Raw genomic sequence first — 16,272 nt, forward strand, 5'->3', positions numbered from 1 at the left:
GGACGTAGAAGATTGTCGACTTTAACCAGTTTTCTTTTCCAAAACTCTACTTCATGTCGAACTGGATCAAGTCGTTAGACAATCGCGTTTTCGAGGGGAGGCACCATTCGGACAGTCTTCCCTGTCGATCTCCTCCCCAATGCGATGCGTTTGAGCCGCTCTTTAATTCCCCCTCCTCTGACTGGCTGTCAGTGGCCGTACGGCCATCGTTTCGGACGACGGTTGCAAGTCAGCGGAAAACCGGTTTTCTATACGCGACGTTGCAGTATTTCATAGCGTTCGCGCACTCCCGCTGCACCTATTCCCTCTGCTAGTTAAATATACACCGGTGCATCAGCGCCTATTCACGCGTTACTGTTTCAAAACACTTAGGCTGGGAAACTCGCACTTGTCACAAACGGAAAAATGATACTTTCACAGACTCGGATTCAAGAGCCTCTAAGCTCACACGGCTACCAACTTTCACCCCCATAACAGGAATTACCGCCCCTCAGAATTGGATTTTCCCTGTATAAGCACTACGTTTGTCAGGGTGATGAGCAAACCTCACACACTCCTATTGTTCCCGATCCCTAAGACCATGAAAAATATAAAAAGCAGGATAACTGCCGGCTTCATCGCCCTCACCGTGAGTTTCTCCCTCGCCCAAACTGCCAACGCAAGCCAAGGGCAGGAAATGGTAACCTTCGGTGATTCTATTACCGCCAACGGCGGAGCACCTGGTAGCCGCGCATCTACAAGCCCCTACAAGCCCTACATCCAAATCCACCCCTGCTTTAATGACAAACGGAACTGGGCACATCAAACCGCCGATAACTTCCACTACACCCTCGCAGATTACTCCTGCAACGGAACCAGCTACTGGGTGGACGCCTATGTAAATGACGCGATTCGTACCGGTAATATCGGACCCAACACTAAAGAAGTCGTCTTCATGTACGGAGGACTTCAGCCAGACACTCATATAGATGCCCTAGCCAACTCCACCCTCCCAAACATTCCTAAAGGATCCAACTATCGAGCGCTACTCAGCTCAGAGTTCGACAAAATCCGCCGAGTTGCCCCCAAAGCGCGGATCACTATGGTCAACTACCTGCCAATGACTGTAAATGACACGCTGTGCGCGATTAACGATGGCATCAGAGTTGTGCCTATCTCCTTCCCAGGTGCTACTAATGCGGAAGCCGAATTCAACCGTGAAATCGGACGCGCAGCACAAGCTTTAGGAGCCAACTTCATCAACCTCTATGACCAGGCCAAGACCCACGACACTTGCCAACCTGACGCCACTCAGCGTTGGACTGTAGCGCTGAAAACTCAAGCAGCACCTTCCGTCATGCCTATGCACCCGACAGATATCGGACACGACGGAATGGCCAGAATCATCACCAGCGAACTTCAAAAGCGTTAACCAGACGACAATCCCAGGAAGAACCTAAGAATGCGACTCCACACTAAAATGGTTGCAACTTCCATCGCAGCCGCAGCTCTCATGGCCGGAAATATCACTGCAACAGCCGCAGTACCAGGCAACACTGTCCTCACCGGAGACAGCGTGGTAGCAAACCCAACGCTCACCGATTTCTTGCAAAATAAAGCCAAAGTCAAGACAAATACTGGAGTAGGCTGCGTCACCGACGGCTCCATTGCCAATGAAATAGCCATCGCTTCTGGGGGCGCCCACGTCGATCAGTACCAATGCGCAGGCGCCTCTTTCGCAACTGGCGGTATACACATTGAAGACGCGCTTCGAACTGCAGCACAACGCGGCGATCTCAACCCACAGACCAAAAACGTAGTCATTGTCGCAGGCGCCAACGATACATACCCATACGGGTCTGATGTTGCTGCTTCGGAACGCGCAATCCGAAGCGGTCTGCGTAACGCCATTAGCGTAGCACATCACCATTCACCAAATGCTAAAGTCATTGTTGTCGGCTACCCACATGTATCTTTCAATAACATGTCCTGCTACAACAGTGGCTTGGGGTCATCAAACCCACTACCCATCCCAGCCGGTAGTACCGCTGGCACCGAACAGCGCCTCCAAAACACACTCCGTGAAGTCACGCAGCAAAACAACGCTACCTTCCTCGACGCATGGCCGATGTCCCAAGGACACGACGCCTGCTCCCCAGACCGATGGTGGGTAAATCTCGTCGACATCATGCCACCAGCACCAGGAAACCTGCCTTTCCACCTCAATGCCCACGGCACACACGAATATGGCCGTTTCATTGGGCGAAACATTGCAAAATAGCCCCATGCCGCCAGTTCCGAGTAAACAATCAAAGGCCTAGGCTTTTCTTCCCTAGTACATTGGATAGACTCTTGCACGCCCAAAAAATCACTGCCGCACTTTTAACCGCAATACTTACAACCACGGCCCTAGCACCCTCCGCTCAAGCCCTCCGACCAGGAGACAAATACGTAGCACTCGGGGACTCCTACGCCTCCACGGGCACAATCACACGGCCTGCTCCGGGGAGCACCCCGGCCTGCGTCAGAGACCGAGACAACTACCCCCACCGACTAGCTGAGCTCCTCAACCTCCAGCTCGACGATGCCACCTGCGCTTGGGCGTTTACCTACCAATATGACAACCCTCAACATCACGCTCTGCCTCTCACCGCTCCAAGTCCTCAGAAGCAACATCTCACCCCCGACACAAAAATAGTCACCATTAGTCTCGGGGGAAACGACGCAGGCCTAGCCGCCCTTTTTGCTAGTTGCGCACCCCACGTTCAAATTCCCGGACTACCCGAGTGCGCGCCCCTCGCCGAGCCTGTAACAGATGGAAGTATCTACAACCCCGATTTCACTGGCAGGAATCTTAAACAGCGACTGATCGATATAGCCAACGATGTAAAGAGACGCGCACCGGCAGCCCAAATATTCTTCACAGGTTACTACACAGCCGCGACCCCAGAGCACACGTGCCCAGAAAGTGGCTTTCTCTCCCTAAGCGATCGACGATACATTGAAAGCTTTCTCACTAAGGTGAACTATACGCTTAAACAAGCAGCTTTGGAGTCACACACGACTTACATCAGCCCCCCAAATGACGATGAAGGTTGGTGCAAACCGCCGCATCAACGAAACTCCAACTTCCACGGGCTTCCCGAGGGCAATCTAATCGCTCATCCCACCGCATTAGGCCAACAACACATGGCACAAGAAATCGCCCGCAAGGTTCGCTAACCTCCTGCCCGAGCGGAGCAGTTGAAAATTTCAGTGGCTTCTGGCCCAGGTAGTCGAGCAATTCGGGCCTTAGGTAGTTCGGAGGCTCGTGATTTCCTCAGATTGTAAACACCGAGCGCGGTTATCTGGTCGTTCATGCGTCTGCCGGAGACCTTTGTGCGGTGACTGTTTACAAAACGCGTTAATGCGGCCGCGGCATTCGTGTAGCTAGGCGAGAAAGGATTTTACGGTGCCTAGCTTCACGAAGTCTACGCCAATCAACCAACTCGGGTCTCAGAGGTCCTCCTCTAGCGATGGACAGTCAAGTTAGCGAGACCTGGATATTGACAAGCACGCCAAACTTGACGTACCCCGTAAAGAAGTAGCTAAGCTAAACATGAAAAGGGAGTTCTTCTCAAAATCGGCAGCCTTCTTCGTCACAAAGCAAAGAAGATAGAACGTTTGGGGATGCGGGCATTTCAGGGCTTTTCAGAGTAGCAGCTTGCATCGGCGGTGATTGATGCTTAGCCCCAAGCATTCCAGGCTTTCTCATATAGTGATATGAGTACGGGGTCAAAAATACCCCTTTAAGCAATGAATTGTTCAATTTAACAACCAGTGGATAGCAGTCGAAAGAGAAATCCACCGAATCCCTCGTCAAGCAACGGTCCCCACTCAGTTATGTTGAAGAAGTGTAGTTTAGTCGCTCTGGTTAATCTTGGCGGCATCTCGAAAAATTTGAGCAACTTGCTAGATTGCTCGTAGTTTTAGCTGGTTGTAGAGTGACCCCACTATATAATTTTCCACCACCCGGGCATTCAGAAGTATTCCCAACTGAAGCCCCCAGCCTTTCCGTATTGTACTGCTCCCCATTACTTCGCCTGAGAAATCAATTACCTACTCTAGTGGGGAGCAGTTGTATTCGCGCACGTAGTTCGTTGTCAGTGGCGCAGCGGGAGAATTGGCGGCCCGAGTTATGGTTACTAGGCTGCAGCTCAACATGTTGGTGTTCGCGTTGATCCAGTCCTTGTTTTGTTTGGTCGAGTCTTGCTCCATGGCAAGCTATGTCTTGTGAAAGGCCTTCAAAGCGTGAGGTTGCCGAGTTTAGGGTTGCAGGCCGCAAAGTGTATTTGTCACCGGTAATGGATCTCTTCGACCACTGTATTGTCGCTCACACCGTGTCGCCATCACCGTCGATAGAGTTTATCGCCAAATTCATTGACAAAAGCGATTGCGGCTTGTGCGCCGAAGCCTGGGTGGGTGATGCACACCTATACCAAGGCTTCCAACACCAGCAGTCGACCTGGCGTACTTTGATTCACGACAACGGCGGTGTTCAGTCAGTGTCGCGTAAAGCCAACTGTGACGACAACGCAGTAATGGTCAACCTTTCGGACACTTAAAACCGAGATGTACCACGGAGAAGATTTTAGCAACGTCGAGGAACTCACCCATGCTATCGAAGATTACATCCAGTGGTACAAAACCGAACCCATCCAACAACGACTAAAGGGCCTGACCCCGATGCACTATCGGAATCAAGCCCTTGAACGTCTAACCACCTAGAATTAAACCAGCCCAACTTTTGGGGACCAGTTCATATCAGAAGGCAAGCAGAGGGGAGAATAGGCTTAGAAAAATCTCATCCTACACAGACGAATTGAACTCTCTAGGCTGTCGACTTGCCAGGAAGCTCAGGGCGTATAACCTTACCCATTGGGTTGCGAGGAAAATCAGTAACGAAAAACACGTCGCGAGGAGTGTGCGCGTCGGACAAGCCCTCGCGGACTAGCCGGCGAACTTCATCTTCTGTAAGCTCCTCCGAATTCACGCCGTCTTCCCGAATGATGTAGGCACGGAGAGCCTGGCCAAAGTCAGGATCTTGAACGCCGTGTACATGTACCTCTGCGACACGACTGTCTCGGATCAGTAAGTCCTCTAGCTCAGAAGGGAAAATCTTCTCACCATACTGCGTAATTACTAGGTCGTCCGCACGCCCGCCCACGTATAGCTTATTTCCCTTCTTATAGCCGCGATCACCCATACGCAGTAGCCCATTTTGAGTTTTAATATCAATTGATGGATCGGTATATCCGGCAAACATGTCGTAGGCACCGGCGAAAATCTCCCCTACTTCGCCGTCGGGAACCACTTGACCGTCATCGTTTCGTATCTCAATCATTGAGCCTGGGTGAATAGTACCAGTCAACGTTGGGTCTGCCGCCAAGTCTTCGGCTGACGAAATCGCAAGACCAGAAGTTTCAGTGGAACCGTAGCAATTGTGGAAAATGGGGCCGAACTTTTGATTTACTTTTTGCACCTCGTAAGGGGTGAGGGGGCTACCCGAGGACGTTACAAACTCAAGGCCAGGCACGCGGTCAATACCGTTCTTATCCAAATAACCTATCATCCCGCGAAGCCGAGAGGCGGAGCTGATCCACGCATCCACACCATACCGTTCCACTTGTTCAAGTGCTTTCGCTGAATCGAAATTGCGTTGAGTAATGATCGTCGAACCGGTAAATAAGCACAACAGCATATTACCCCAGCCGTAGAAGTGAAATAGTACGCCTGTAAGAAGGACAGACATATCTCGGCGCCATGGGATAGCGCCCAAAATCGGTCCAATACCCTGAGGCGACTTAAGCTGGCGGCGTACAACTCCCTTCGGCATTCCTGTGGTACCCGAGGTCATCACGACATGCTGAGACTTCGTAGGCTTTTTGGGCAGGAGGTTCAAATTAGGACTGCCGGCTTCTATGACTCCCTCCATAGTAAGGACACCCTCAGGGAGGGAGGAGCTATCCTCCACGTGACCAATAATGATCTGACACGTCTTCTTAGTAGTCTCCGTAAGCCTTTCGTAGAAACATTGGTCCACGATGAGGGTTTTAACTTCATGGAACTCAAGCACGCGCTCGATCTGGGGGCCAGAGCTATTGGCGTTAATCATGAAAATATGGTAGCCAGCCATCTGACGTGCGCAAAGCGGAAATATTGCAGCACGCCCGTTTAGTGCCATGACGGCTACATTGCTTCCGTCCTCCACACCGTTTTTGAGAAGTCCGGTTGCTAGTCGAGTCACTTGCTCGAAGCACTCACCAAACGTTAGCTCGCCGTCGTCATCAACTAGGCCCAGACGTTCAGGGTGACGGCGTGCTGTATTCGCCAATGCGCCACTTTCCAACGTCCCAAACCTTCGAATAGTCTCAAAGTCGGACCTTACCTCCCGCGCCGAACCGAACTCAAAGATGTTGTTTTTCCGAATGACGTTAAGAAAGTAAAGGAACTGACGAACAACTTCCTTCCTAGGAACACCATGCTGAGTGTTAGGTTGCAGTGTGTATTTTGACATTGTTTTCCTTTCACGGCTTAAATTACTTAGTTGCAATTTTATGAAAATGCATCAGTGACATAGGTAAACGATTCTCGTTCCATCTTTCCAACTGCAGCGGCGGCAGCGCTTTCATCTAGGTTGAGATGTTCCCCAACAATCGTTCGCATGACTTCACGCACCGAGGGCGCAACCTTGGTCGCATCTCCGCAAACTAGGACCCTCGCGCCCCTGGAAATATAGTCCATTACCTCCTGACGATTCTCGTATACTTTGTCTTGAACGTACTTCACTTCATTTTGGGAAGAATTCATTTCTGGATGCCTAGAAAAGGCTGTCCTAACGTCGACTAGACCGTCTTTCTCCCAGACTTCCAATTCTTCACGATACAAGTAATCCGAATCTGGTCCGTGGCATCCGAAAAAGAGTAGTACAGGTTCCACAGCACGCGTACTATTCCGTGATTCAATCGCGCGTTCCTCGATGAACGCCCTCAAAGGTGCGATCCCTGTACCCGCACCGATCATCACCACTGGTTTGTCCACGTCATCGGCGCGGAAGTGGGGGTTTCCACCAACAACGGAAACGCAAACCTTTGCCCCTGGTTTTAGTCCAGCTAGATAGTTGGAGGCAACACCGGAAAAAACTCCACTTCCAGACCAAGCTGGAGACTCTAGCCTAGAGAAGGTAAGGGACACCCGATTAGTAGATGCCAACGAGGAGGAGGAAATAGAGTAGCGGCGGGGCTTCATTGGCTCGAGGAGGGACAAATACTCTTCAAAGCTCAAATCAATTGATGAATACTTCTCGAGGAGGTCTATCAATGAGGTCCTATTCTTCAACAACTGAGCATAAGTGGCCGGTTCAAGGAGCATTTCCAATTCCTTCTTTTCCGGGGGGCACACACAGTTGCGTTGTAGGATGCCGATGTGCTGTTTACTAACTGGAGTTGCAAGCTCAACGTAGTTAGTAAGCAGTTCAGTAAGAGTCATCACTTGGCCGACTGGAAGAATCGTAGATTTGCCGTTCAGCTTTATGCGGGCCTCGCTTGACAGTCTAAATCGATCCAAAACTCGATTTACTGAAACCTCTGGATTTCGCGGTAGTACTTCAAGATAGTCACCTGTAGAATACTTAACTTCTTGAGGTAGCTCTATATCCACCCGGTACTTATCATTGATCGGTCCATCTGCGGCGGTTGAAAGCCTGACAACTCTTTGAACTACGGCCTCAAAAAATTCGCTCTCCGAATCGGTCGACAAGGCATCTGCTCGACCTTCGCTCATGTACTGGATCTGAACAGAATTCGCTTCGTCTTGGCTGTCAATTTCTACCGAAAGATGATCTCCAATAGCCTGCCAAAGCTGCTTTTCCCAGTCCGCGAAATCCGAGAGGTAGTCTCCGCGAACATCTACAGCTCCCCTATCGACGAGCCGGTTAGCCCCCGCCGCTTCCATAGCCTGATCGATGACTGACGGCACGCGTTGGAACGTTTCCGCCCATTCGGAATTACCACTACCAATTACGGCAAAGCTTACTTCACCTAAGTCAGGACAGTCCCCAGTGGTCAGCCACTTGAAAAAAGACTTCGCATTCTCCGGCGGCAATCCCTCATAAGAGCTGGTAGCAATTATTACTACGTCTCCAGAGTGCAGGTCATCAACTGCATCATCGAGGTCAGCCACCTCCGTTTCAAAACCTTGCGAATTAGCGAACGCTTCCAGTTTTTTCGCATGATTCCGAGAAGTCCCAGCATTGGATCCGACGAATAGCCGCAGCTTATGCCCGTTTGGCTCGGCAACCGCAACCTTGTCAAACTTTTCCTCGCCGGAAATCGACCCACCTGCTTCGGTCTCAGACTCCCCGCCTCGACCCCGGTACGGGAACTTTTCTCGCGGAGCGATGTTGATCAATAGATCTTTCGGTTTCGAAGTGAGTCCATCCAACATGGTAAGTTCGTATGAAGGATCAGCGAATTCAAGATCGAAGTGTTGGATAATTAAAGCAAGAACCATTGTCGCTTCCTGCATGGCGAATGCACGGCCTAAGCAGGATCGCTCGCCGTTGCCAAACGGCTTCCAGGCGTTGTGCGGAATTTTCTTTGCACTCTCAAATTCAAACCTCTCCGGTCTAAATTCCTCAGGACTATCCCACACAGCCGGATCACGATGCATGTGTCCCAAAAGGACAAGAAGAGTGTCGCCTGGATTAACAGTTACAGGGTCGCCAGCCGTTCCTCCATTTTCGCCGATTGTGGTGGTTTCATAAGGTGTCACAGCATATGCTGGTGCCGTCGGGTATAGTCGCAAGCCTTCACGTAAGATCTGGTCTATGTATCCCAGATTTTTAAGATCTTCATACTTAGGAAAGCGACCATTCAAAACCTTGTCTGTTAATTTTCGAGCTTTCTGAAGGACTTCCGGATTCTTGATTAACTCATACACCACAAAACTTAGAAGTCCTGAGGTAGTCTCGTGGCCTGCAATTAGAAAAGTAATGAGCTGATAACGGAGGTTCTCATCGCTTAGCTTTTCACCAGTCGACGGATCTTCAGCATTCATCATCACGTCGAGAACATCTTCATCACCCTCAGCGCTGGGATTCCGACGCCGCTCTGAAATCAACTCATCCACCGTATTTTCCATGGTTTTAATGTCCCCCTGGAATCGGTGTTGACCAATAAAGTCAAGCTTTTTTTGAATTTCAAGTGCGTGAGCCTTTCGGCCTGCATGATGTAGGCCTCTTGCCATTGCATTGACAAACGGGTGGAAACCTTCGGTGTAAAACGAGTTAAACCGATAGCTGAACGAGCATAGCGCGATCGTATCGAGAGTCAAACGAGTGAAATCATTAGCAACGTCAACTGCCGCTCCTGAAGAATTTCTGGACCACTTAAGCATTAACTGGTCCGCAATGTCCGTCATTTGACCATACATACTCCGCAACGCTAACGGGTTGAACGCCGGCATGAGAATACGGTGGGCTTTGCCCCACTCCGGATCATCATATTCAGAAGTAAACAGTCCATTCCCCGCAAAATTACGCACTACTTGCAGAGCAGGGTGGACTAATTTATGGAATCGGGATTCATCCGATAGTTCATCCACCAGTGCGAAGGAGCTCACTACATAGAAAGGCTCTGTCCCAGGGATTACCTGTCGATAAAATCGCCCATGTTCTTTAGCAAGCTTAGTTGCGGATTGTACAATGTTATTAGGGTCAACCGAATATGCAGTTCCGACAAACGGGTAAACCTTGGGTCCTGGCAATTCCGCCAAACAAGTTGAGTTATTGTCATTTTTCGAGGCGTTGGTGTTAGTGCCAGTCATCTAGATTAGCTCCTTCTTTGAATTCACATCGCAGTAATACGTCTCGGATTGAAGTCCTTGTTGGACTTACAGATAGGAATTTGTACAGCTACGTTAAATGGCTCTTGAAGGCGTACTTCTAAAATAATTGAAATACTTGTTGAATGCTCGGCCATGCATTCAAGGTTCTGTCCAAGAAATTGTCTAAACGCAATGTACCGGTTAGATGAACCAGCGGCGTCGTGAGCGGATAGTTCTGGACCAGTGTGAATACAAACTCAGGAGTCATATCGTCGTTCTTTCTGTGTCAATGACGAAATTGCCGTCTCTTCTAGTAAAAGTCATAGACAGGAATTAGTGGCTATTTCCATCACCTGCCTGTTGACCCATTTGGATGCCTTAGCGATAAGTTTCGGCAATACGCCTACCATAATATCCGTGCCCGGCATCAGTGAGATGCCCGGCCAACTTATGCGGTGAATCGTCAAAGATCGAGGCACCATAACGTCCAGGATCATTAGAGCACCCATTCTTGCCACTTTGAACGGAAATCTCGGCGACCATATCCAGAAACTCACTTCCCGTATGCAGAGCGGCCAATCGTTGCTGTTCCCGCACTTCATCTTGGTAATAGGCCACAAGTGGGAAATACCAGTGACTGGTAACCCCTAGAAGATTGGAGCCACACGTATGATTGTGCCCATCTGTTTCATCTGGGATTCCCAGAAGAATTACTTTTGCGTTGGGGGCGACGCTTTTCACACGGTTAATAGCACCTGTCATTGCCGCATCGTAACGAGCCATTCGTTGGGGCTGTGTAGTCATTGATGGCAAGTTATTTGGCTGGTAAGTGTCGTTAACTCCAGCACTGATAGTCACCAGCCGCGTATTCGCATCGAGCTTACGATCCGCTATTGCTCGCTCAACCTGCTGACGAACTGTGTCATGTGGGATTGCATCATTTCCGTGCGGTTCGACGTATGCAGTCGCTCCCGGACAAGAATAGTCCTCTAGGCGCAGGCCAGTACGCTTCGCAGCCTGAACTGCAAAGTTGTTAGGATCCTGTGCGCAGGAGCCATTGCGAATGGTTGGCCACTCAAGATTCGGGACGTTCTTTTTAGTCTTGTATACCGCCACGTCTAGTGCTGTAGGGTTGGCCGCTACGGAGTCGCCAAAGCTCAGATAGGTTTCCCGAACGTTTTGGTTCACTTGAGGCTTTGGTTGGAGGTTTTTTGGTGCCGCTGGAAGCGGTGGCATTTGCGGCAGTTGGGGAAGCGGTGGCATTTGCGGCAGTTGGGGAAGCGTCGGCGCTTGTTGAGGTAACGATGGTAAAGAAGGGGCTGCCTGTGCAATTGGCACCCCTGATACCCCGATGGCGAGCGCGACTATTACACCGCAAATTTTTCGTATCTTCATTGGTCCTCTTCTCAAGGTTAAAATTGACTGGCTAATCCTTGAAAGTACCACAGTGGCACTATTTATAGTTCTTCAGCTTTCGTTAAAATGTTACACGTCATCTCAAAGTTCCTCAGGGATATTCTGTATAGCTTGTAACTTTTTAGAAATCCCTTTCTGCGCTGTATCCAATGTGTCCCCATTACTTGCTAAATCTCCTCGCACTAGAGCACTATATTTGCGCGGATTCCACTACATGCAAACCATAAATGCTTGACCAGCGTTCGGACATTCCTCCGTCTTTTGAGCAGAAGGCGTGTCTAGTTTGTAAGCATGCATTCGAGTTGACACATTGGAATATCGCTTTGGCGGTGCACTGCTCCTTAGTAGGGCCGTTTTTCGTTCAATGCACCGGAATGGCACCTACACGCGCTAACTGACTGCTAGTGCGCTTTACCACTGATACCAAAATTCCCTTGACGCTCTCTTTACGCTGTTCGAATAAAACGGGGGTTGAGGGTCACAATGCATGCCTAAGATCAGGTATTTTTAGATTCTGACCTGTAGCGTTTCGCAGGATATATGCTTCGCGGGCGTATATCTGAGCTTCAGATGCGAAATCCACGACGTGGTAGCCAACCCGTGGTAGTAGGCGGTGGTCTGGTGGCCCAATGCCAAAGGATCGACCACGTTGCCACTGCGGCGGCGATACCAACTGCAAAGGAACTACCCGAAGGCGGTGTAAGGCCTGCGGAGTTTCAGTCAATAAAAGCCGACCAGATGTCACCAAAGCTGCCGCATTGAGCCAGTTCATCGAACATTGCATCTCCACAACTTCACTGGAAGCTTTGGCTACACAAAATGGTATCAGTGCTTCAACAACGAAACGACGCTTTAGCTGGTGCTGGCTTGTAGATGTTCTCGACCTCATCGTCGGTCATACCGGGCGGATCTATGACCAAGTCTTTATCGACGGCACCTACACCGCCAACAGATGTTTAATCGTGGCCGGCACCCTAGACCACGTCATTGCCTGCCACTGGTGCAAGCGCGAAACCACCCATGCCTACACACAGTTATTGGAACGAATATCAGCGCCTTCAATCGCCGTCATTGACGGCGAGCAAGGAGCTGCTAGCGCCATCAAACAGTGCTGGCCTACCACTGTCATCCAACGCTGCCTGGTGCATGCTCAGCGTGTGGTACGCCGCTATACCACCTCACGTCCACGTACTGATGCTGGGTGCCCCATCTACCAACTGGCACCCAAACTCACACGCATTACCACTATCGACCAAGCCAGCCAATGGGGCGCACAACTGAATGGATTCGCCTCGGTCTACCGCACCTGGTTAGAGGAAAAGACCCTCGTCAAAGACCCCAAACAGTCCATTGAACGCATACGTTGGCCCATGCAAACGTGCGCAAGGCCTACAACAGCCTGGCGTAGCGACCTGCTGCTTGTCTACCTCACCCCGCCTGAAGGAGTCGTTGATACTCACGAATATAAGCCACCACCAATAGTCTCGAAGGCGGAATCAACCCCCAGTTGAAATTACTAGCGAGAACAAACCGCGGACGACGCGGAGAACGCCAACGCCGAATGCTCGAGTGGTGGCTCTATCTAAAAGCAGAACTGCCCGACGAGCCACTACGCATCGCCAAGCAGTCCCACTGGGGCCAGGACCAACTCGCCAAAGTATCCATCCTGACCCACACCGAGAACCAAGCCGACCACGAAACAGGACGACCAGCCCTCTACGACAACGGTATCGACACCGAGTACACCCACTCAATCGGCATCCAAAAAGGCCAAATCCAATCCCAGCGACACGCCGAGCCAGACACACATTTTGACCCTTAAGCCAAGTTCTCCTCAAAACATCTCGTATCCCACAGGAAATTTTTATCTGGTACGCACGCTACAAGGCGAAACGGCGGAACTCGTGGTGCTATTACTGCTCCATCAATTTGATGGCTATGACCGCAAATAAAATCGGACTAGTCGCGTAGAACCACACCCGTGTCCACTCAATCAGATGTGGCAAGAGACGACCCCCGTAGGGCCATTCAGATTCATACCAATTCAATATAGCGAGACCATGATTGTACTGCGATCTTCAACTCTAGCTGTCGGCCTTTAGTTATAAGGACACTGTTCAAACAACCAACTCTAGTAAATGAACTGCTGCGCTACCACGCGTTCATCACGTTCAGAACTTGAGGTTTAGAGCGATTAAGCTGATAACCAAATTGTTCCCAGTTGTGCAGGCCTTGGGCTGGGTAGCTTACAGTCGGATTTAGACCTTGCAGCCGCGCAGCACCTTCCCACACGTGAGTAGTCACGTTAGACCCGACCTCTAAGGCTGCCCCAGCGGCTTGATGCTCTGGCAGATAATGGCTGTCCCCAGGACCAGGAATACCAGAGGCCGAAGAAATATATAGATTAGTGTTACGCAATTGAGGGATCAGCAACAGCGGATCGTTTTGGAAACGCTTCGGATTAAACAGCGATCCGTACATTGCATTGATATTGAAGCCACCAGCATCCAACATAGCCAGACGCATGAACGTCTGTGCCCCCGGAACAGTGGTAGTCAAGAAACCGGAAAAAGACAGCGCTTGCCGGAATTGATTCGGGTGCTTCGCTGCCAGGGTTAGCGCGGCACCAGCGCCCATCGACAAACCCGCAATAGAGTTATTGTTACGTGCAACGCCGAAGTTTCGCTCCAGATAGCCTGGGAGTTCGCTGGTCAGAAACGTCTCCCATTTATAATTAACGGGGTTTGATAGATCGTAGGTCGCAGGCCCCTGCCAATCAGCATAGAAGGAAGCGGCACCGCCAACCGGCATAGCCAAGGTAATGTTGTGCGGCTCGTAGGTCCTTGCAGCATTGACGTCGTTTACCCACGCGTTGGTGCGATCGGTGGCACGGAGACCATCAAGCAAATAGAGGGCAGCATTGCCGCCGCGCTTTGCGGGCTGAATCTGTACCGGGATGGTGCGGCCCATGGCCTGGGACCAAACGTCACAGCGCTGGACCCACCAGGCAACCTTGTCCCACTCGCACGTACCAGTGGCGTCACGGCGCAGCCAGTCGCGGTTGGCTGCTTCTGCCGGCTGGGACCCCGCCACGACGGCTAGGCCCAAAGCTACGGCAACTGCCATGATGACTGAAAGGACGCGACCCTTGATGGAAGCAGTCATCTTTCTCCTCCAAACTACTCGGTGATTGTCACTAAGCTCTATCGTCCGAACCCTGTATATCGTTAACGTCACGGATCGATAACAATGTCACAGGTTAGTGTAACTTAGGTTGGCCCTAAAGTCTGCATTTGAAGGAATTAGTGCAGGTAGTCCGAGGGATCCGAGGAGAAGGCTAGGGTCCGCCCGTCTGTCAGGGAGAATTTAATATTTTTCCAGAAACGGTCCCAAGTTAAAGGATCCCTGTAGGTAGCGAAGAGTTTCTGAAAATCGGCGTCGGCAAGAGCGGCGCGAGCCTTGGCAGCCTCGTACTTATCAATCCACGCCGGAACCTCGTCAATATCGACGGCAGAGTCTGCCACCTGCCATGACATGTCCAAGCTCTTGTCGTGCCCAATGCGCCCACCCTCGATGCGTGGCTGGCGCGCCGCCAAAGGATTGCTGAGTCCAATATTGTCCAGCACGCGAATATCCAGCGGTGCATTCATGGAAGAAAGGCCCAAATTGAGCAGGTAAACGGTGGGTGGGTCGGTGCGCGAGGGATCTGCGGGGGCCGCCGTCCACGAGAACCTATCTTCCCCCTTGATATAGCGGAAGGTCATGGCGTCGCCAGCCTCCAGCTCGTCGATACCCTCTTGGTAGTCCTCCATAAACTTGGCGCCGAGGAATTCTTCGGCTCGCCTGGGAGGATTCTCACGCTGGGTCGCGTTGGTCCAGAAATCGCGCTCATCCACGATGGAGATCTCGCCCTCGTAGATGCTGCGGTCCACCGGATGTCCGCGCAGAACGATAACTAGCGCCCATACCGCACAGAACACGGAGGCTATCCATACTCGAACGCTGACCACAAAAATGGGAAGCAGTGCCGCAAAAAGTGGGAGCAAAAGCATGCGACCATGCATGAAATCTCCGCCCACGCGCAGCACGTAGAGCGTGTGAATGAGCGCAGTGCCTTCAAAGAGATAAATAGCGGTGGCAGTAGAACGCACCGAGGTGGGGCGCAGATTTGCCTTCCATAGACCTGCCACGGCGAGCACGATAAGCGGCAGGAAGAGCCAGTATGGGCCGACAAAATCCGCCAGGTAGGTAAACCCCTTGCCCCATTCGGCCCCAGCCGCAGACTTAGCCACGGCCGTGTGCGGGGTTAGTAGACCGTAGTAGCCCATGCGGAAAATCTCATAGGCCAACGGCAGCGGCACCGCGGCGGCAAGAATCTTCCACGAGCGGTGGGATACAAGAAGCACGATTCCCACCAGACCGCCGTATAAAGCGAGCTCTGGGCGCACCAGCCAGGACAATCCGGCCCAGAAGGCGAGCCAATAGGCATCGCTATTGCTCCCAGAGTGGCGGCGCGGGCGCGTCCAACGCAGCAAAAGCCGCCACAGCATAGCGAGATAGAAGATGCACAAGCCCCATTCCAGGCCAGAGGTAAAAAAGTCTCGGGCCGGCGGCAGGGCCAGATACACTAGCGCGCCGGCCGGAAGAACGGCGCCAGTGCGCATGCTTGCCGCAGCGCCCGTACCGACTACCATTGCCGCGACCGCCAGAATGAGCCCCAAGTAAATGGCGATGCCTTCTAGGTTTGCGTGGGTCACCCAGCGCACCAGGAAAATGAGGTACTGCCACAGCGTGGAGGTATTGGCCTCTACGCGTTCGCCCATATTGAACACGGGCCCATTTCCGGCTTCGAGGTTGCGCACGGTGCGCAGGACAATGAGTCCGTCATCGGAAATCCAGCGGCGCGCAAAACCGCCCCACAAAGATAAAACACCGATCACAAGAACGACCGCCGGGGTACTCCAGCGGGCGATACTCTTGTGGTCGGTGTTAAGCACGGGAAGAAAGTTTATC

9 protein-coding genes and 1 pseudogene are annotated in these 16,272 nt (G+C 51.5%); 5 read left to right on the top strand and 5 right to left on the bottom strand.

Going from position 1 to position 16,272, the window contains the following annotated elements; translation table 11 throughout:
* The first annotated feature begins 580 nt into the window (after nucleotides 1–580).
* The 4 genes from WMP97_RS09360 to WMP97_RS09370 all read left to right on the top strand — a co-directional run bounded on the left by WMP97_RS09360 (nucleotide 581) and on the right by WMP97_RS09370 (nucleotide 4,746).
* Nucleotides 581–1,411, top strand: a complete 831-nt coding sequence (locus WMP97_RS09360; protein WP_340440374.1) for a GDSL-type esterase/lipase family protein — start codon at nucleotides 581–583, stop codon at nucleotides 1,409–1,411.
* Nucleotides 1,412–1,459: 48 nt separating this feature from the next.
* Complete coding sequence (locus WMP97_RS09365; protein ID WP_248099975.1) at nucleotides 1,460–2,260, top strand: GDSL-type esterase/lipase family protein; 801 nt, start codon at nucleotides 1,460–1,462, stop codon at nucleotides 2,258–2,260.
* Entirely contained in the window at nucleotides 2,143–3,201 is a 1,059-nt protein-coding gene (locus WMP97_RS11865) for an SGNH/GDSL hydrolase family protein (protein WP_366918352.1), read from the top strand. The genes WMP97_RS09365 and WMP97_RS11865 overlap by 118 nt, the downstream gene beginning before the upstream one ends.
* Nucleotides 3,202–4,590: 1,389 nt before the next feature.
* Nucleotides 4,591–4,746: an IS3 family transposase gene (locus WMP97_RS09370; protein ID WP_234288152.1), complete on the top strand. Its 156-nt coding sequence runs from the start codon at nucleotides 4,591–4,593 to the stop codon at nucleotides 4,744–4,746.
* Nucleotides 4,747–4,849: 103 nt separating this feature from the next.
* Here the strand turns inward: WMP97_RS09370 and WMP97_RS09375 are convergent, their stop codons facing one another.
* From WMP97_RS09375 to WMP97_RS09385, 3 genes are all read right to left on the bottom strand, one after another.
* Nucleotides 4,850–6,535 (bottom strand): AMP-binding protein, encoded by a 1,686-nt coding sequence (locus WMP97_RS09375; RefSeq protein ID WP_340440375.1) that lies wholly within the window; start codon nucleotides 6,533–6,535, stop codon nucleotides 4,850–4,852.
* A 38-nt stretch (nucleotides 6,536–6,573) separates the two neighbouring features.
* Complete coding sequence (locus WMP97_RS09380; RefSeq protein WP_340440376.1) at nucleotides 6,574–9,843, bottom strand: cytochrome P450; 3,270 nt, start codon at nucleotides 9,841–9,843, stop codon at nucleotides 6,574–6,576.
* 378 nt (nucleotides 9,844–10,221) lie between these two features.
* Nucleotides 10,222–11,238 carry a GDSL-type esterase/lipase family protein gene (locus WMP97_RS09385; protein ID WP_340440377.1) on the bottom strand — a complete coding sequence of 339 codons (1,017 nt, stop codon included), beginning with the start codon at nucleotides 11,236–11,238 and terminating at the stop codon, nucleotides 10,222–10,224.
* A gap of 650 nt (nucleotides 11,239–11,888) precedes the next feature.
* On the opposite strand from WMP97_RS09385, the pseudogene WMP97_RS09390 reads away from it, so the two are divergent.
* Nucleotides 11,889–13,081, top strand: a pseudogene (locus tag WMP97_RS09390) (IS1249 family transposase).
* Nucleotides 13,082–13,410: 329 nt separating this feature from the next.
* On the opposite strand, the gene WMP97_RS09395 reads toward WMP97_RS09390, so the two are convergent.
* Together WMP97_RS09395 and WMP97_RS09400 are read right to left on the bottom strand one after the other, a co-directional pair.
* The gene (locus WMP97_RS09395; protein WP_023020077.1) at nucleotides 13,411–14,424 is read right to left on the bottom strand and encodes an alpha/beta hydrolase; all 1,014 of its coding nucleotides are present in this window, start codon (nucleotides 14,422–14,424) and stop codon (nucleotides 13,411–13,413) included.
* A gap of 137 nt (nucleotides 14,425–14,561) precedes the next feature.
* A complete protein-coding gene (locus WMP97_RS09400) occupies nucleotides 14,562–16,256 on the bottom strand; it encodes a hypothetical protein (protein WP_340440378.1) in 1,695 nt (564 codons plus the stop codon).
* Nucleotides 16,257–16,272 lie beyond the last annotated feature (16 nt).

The sequence above is a fragment of the Corynebacterium sp. KPL4072 genome (genome assembly GCF_037908395.1).
GTDB classification, from domain to species: Bacteria; Actinomycetota; Actinomycetes; order Mycobacteriales; family Mycobacteriaceae; genus Corynebacterium; species Corynebacterium kefirresidentii.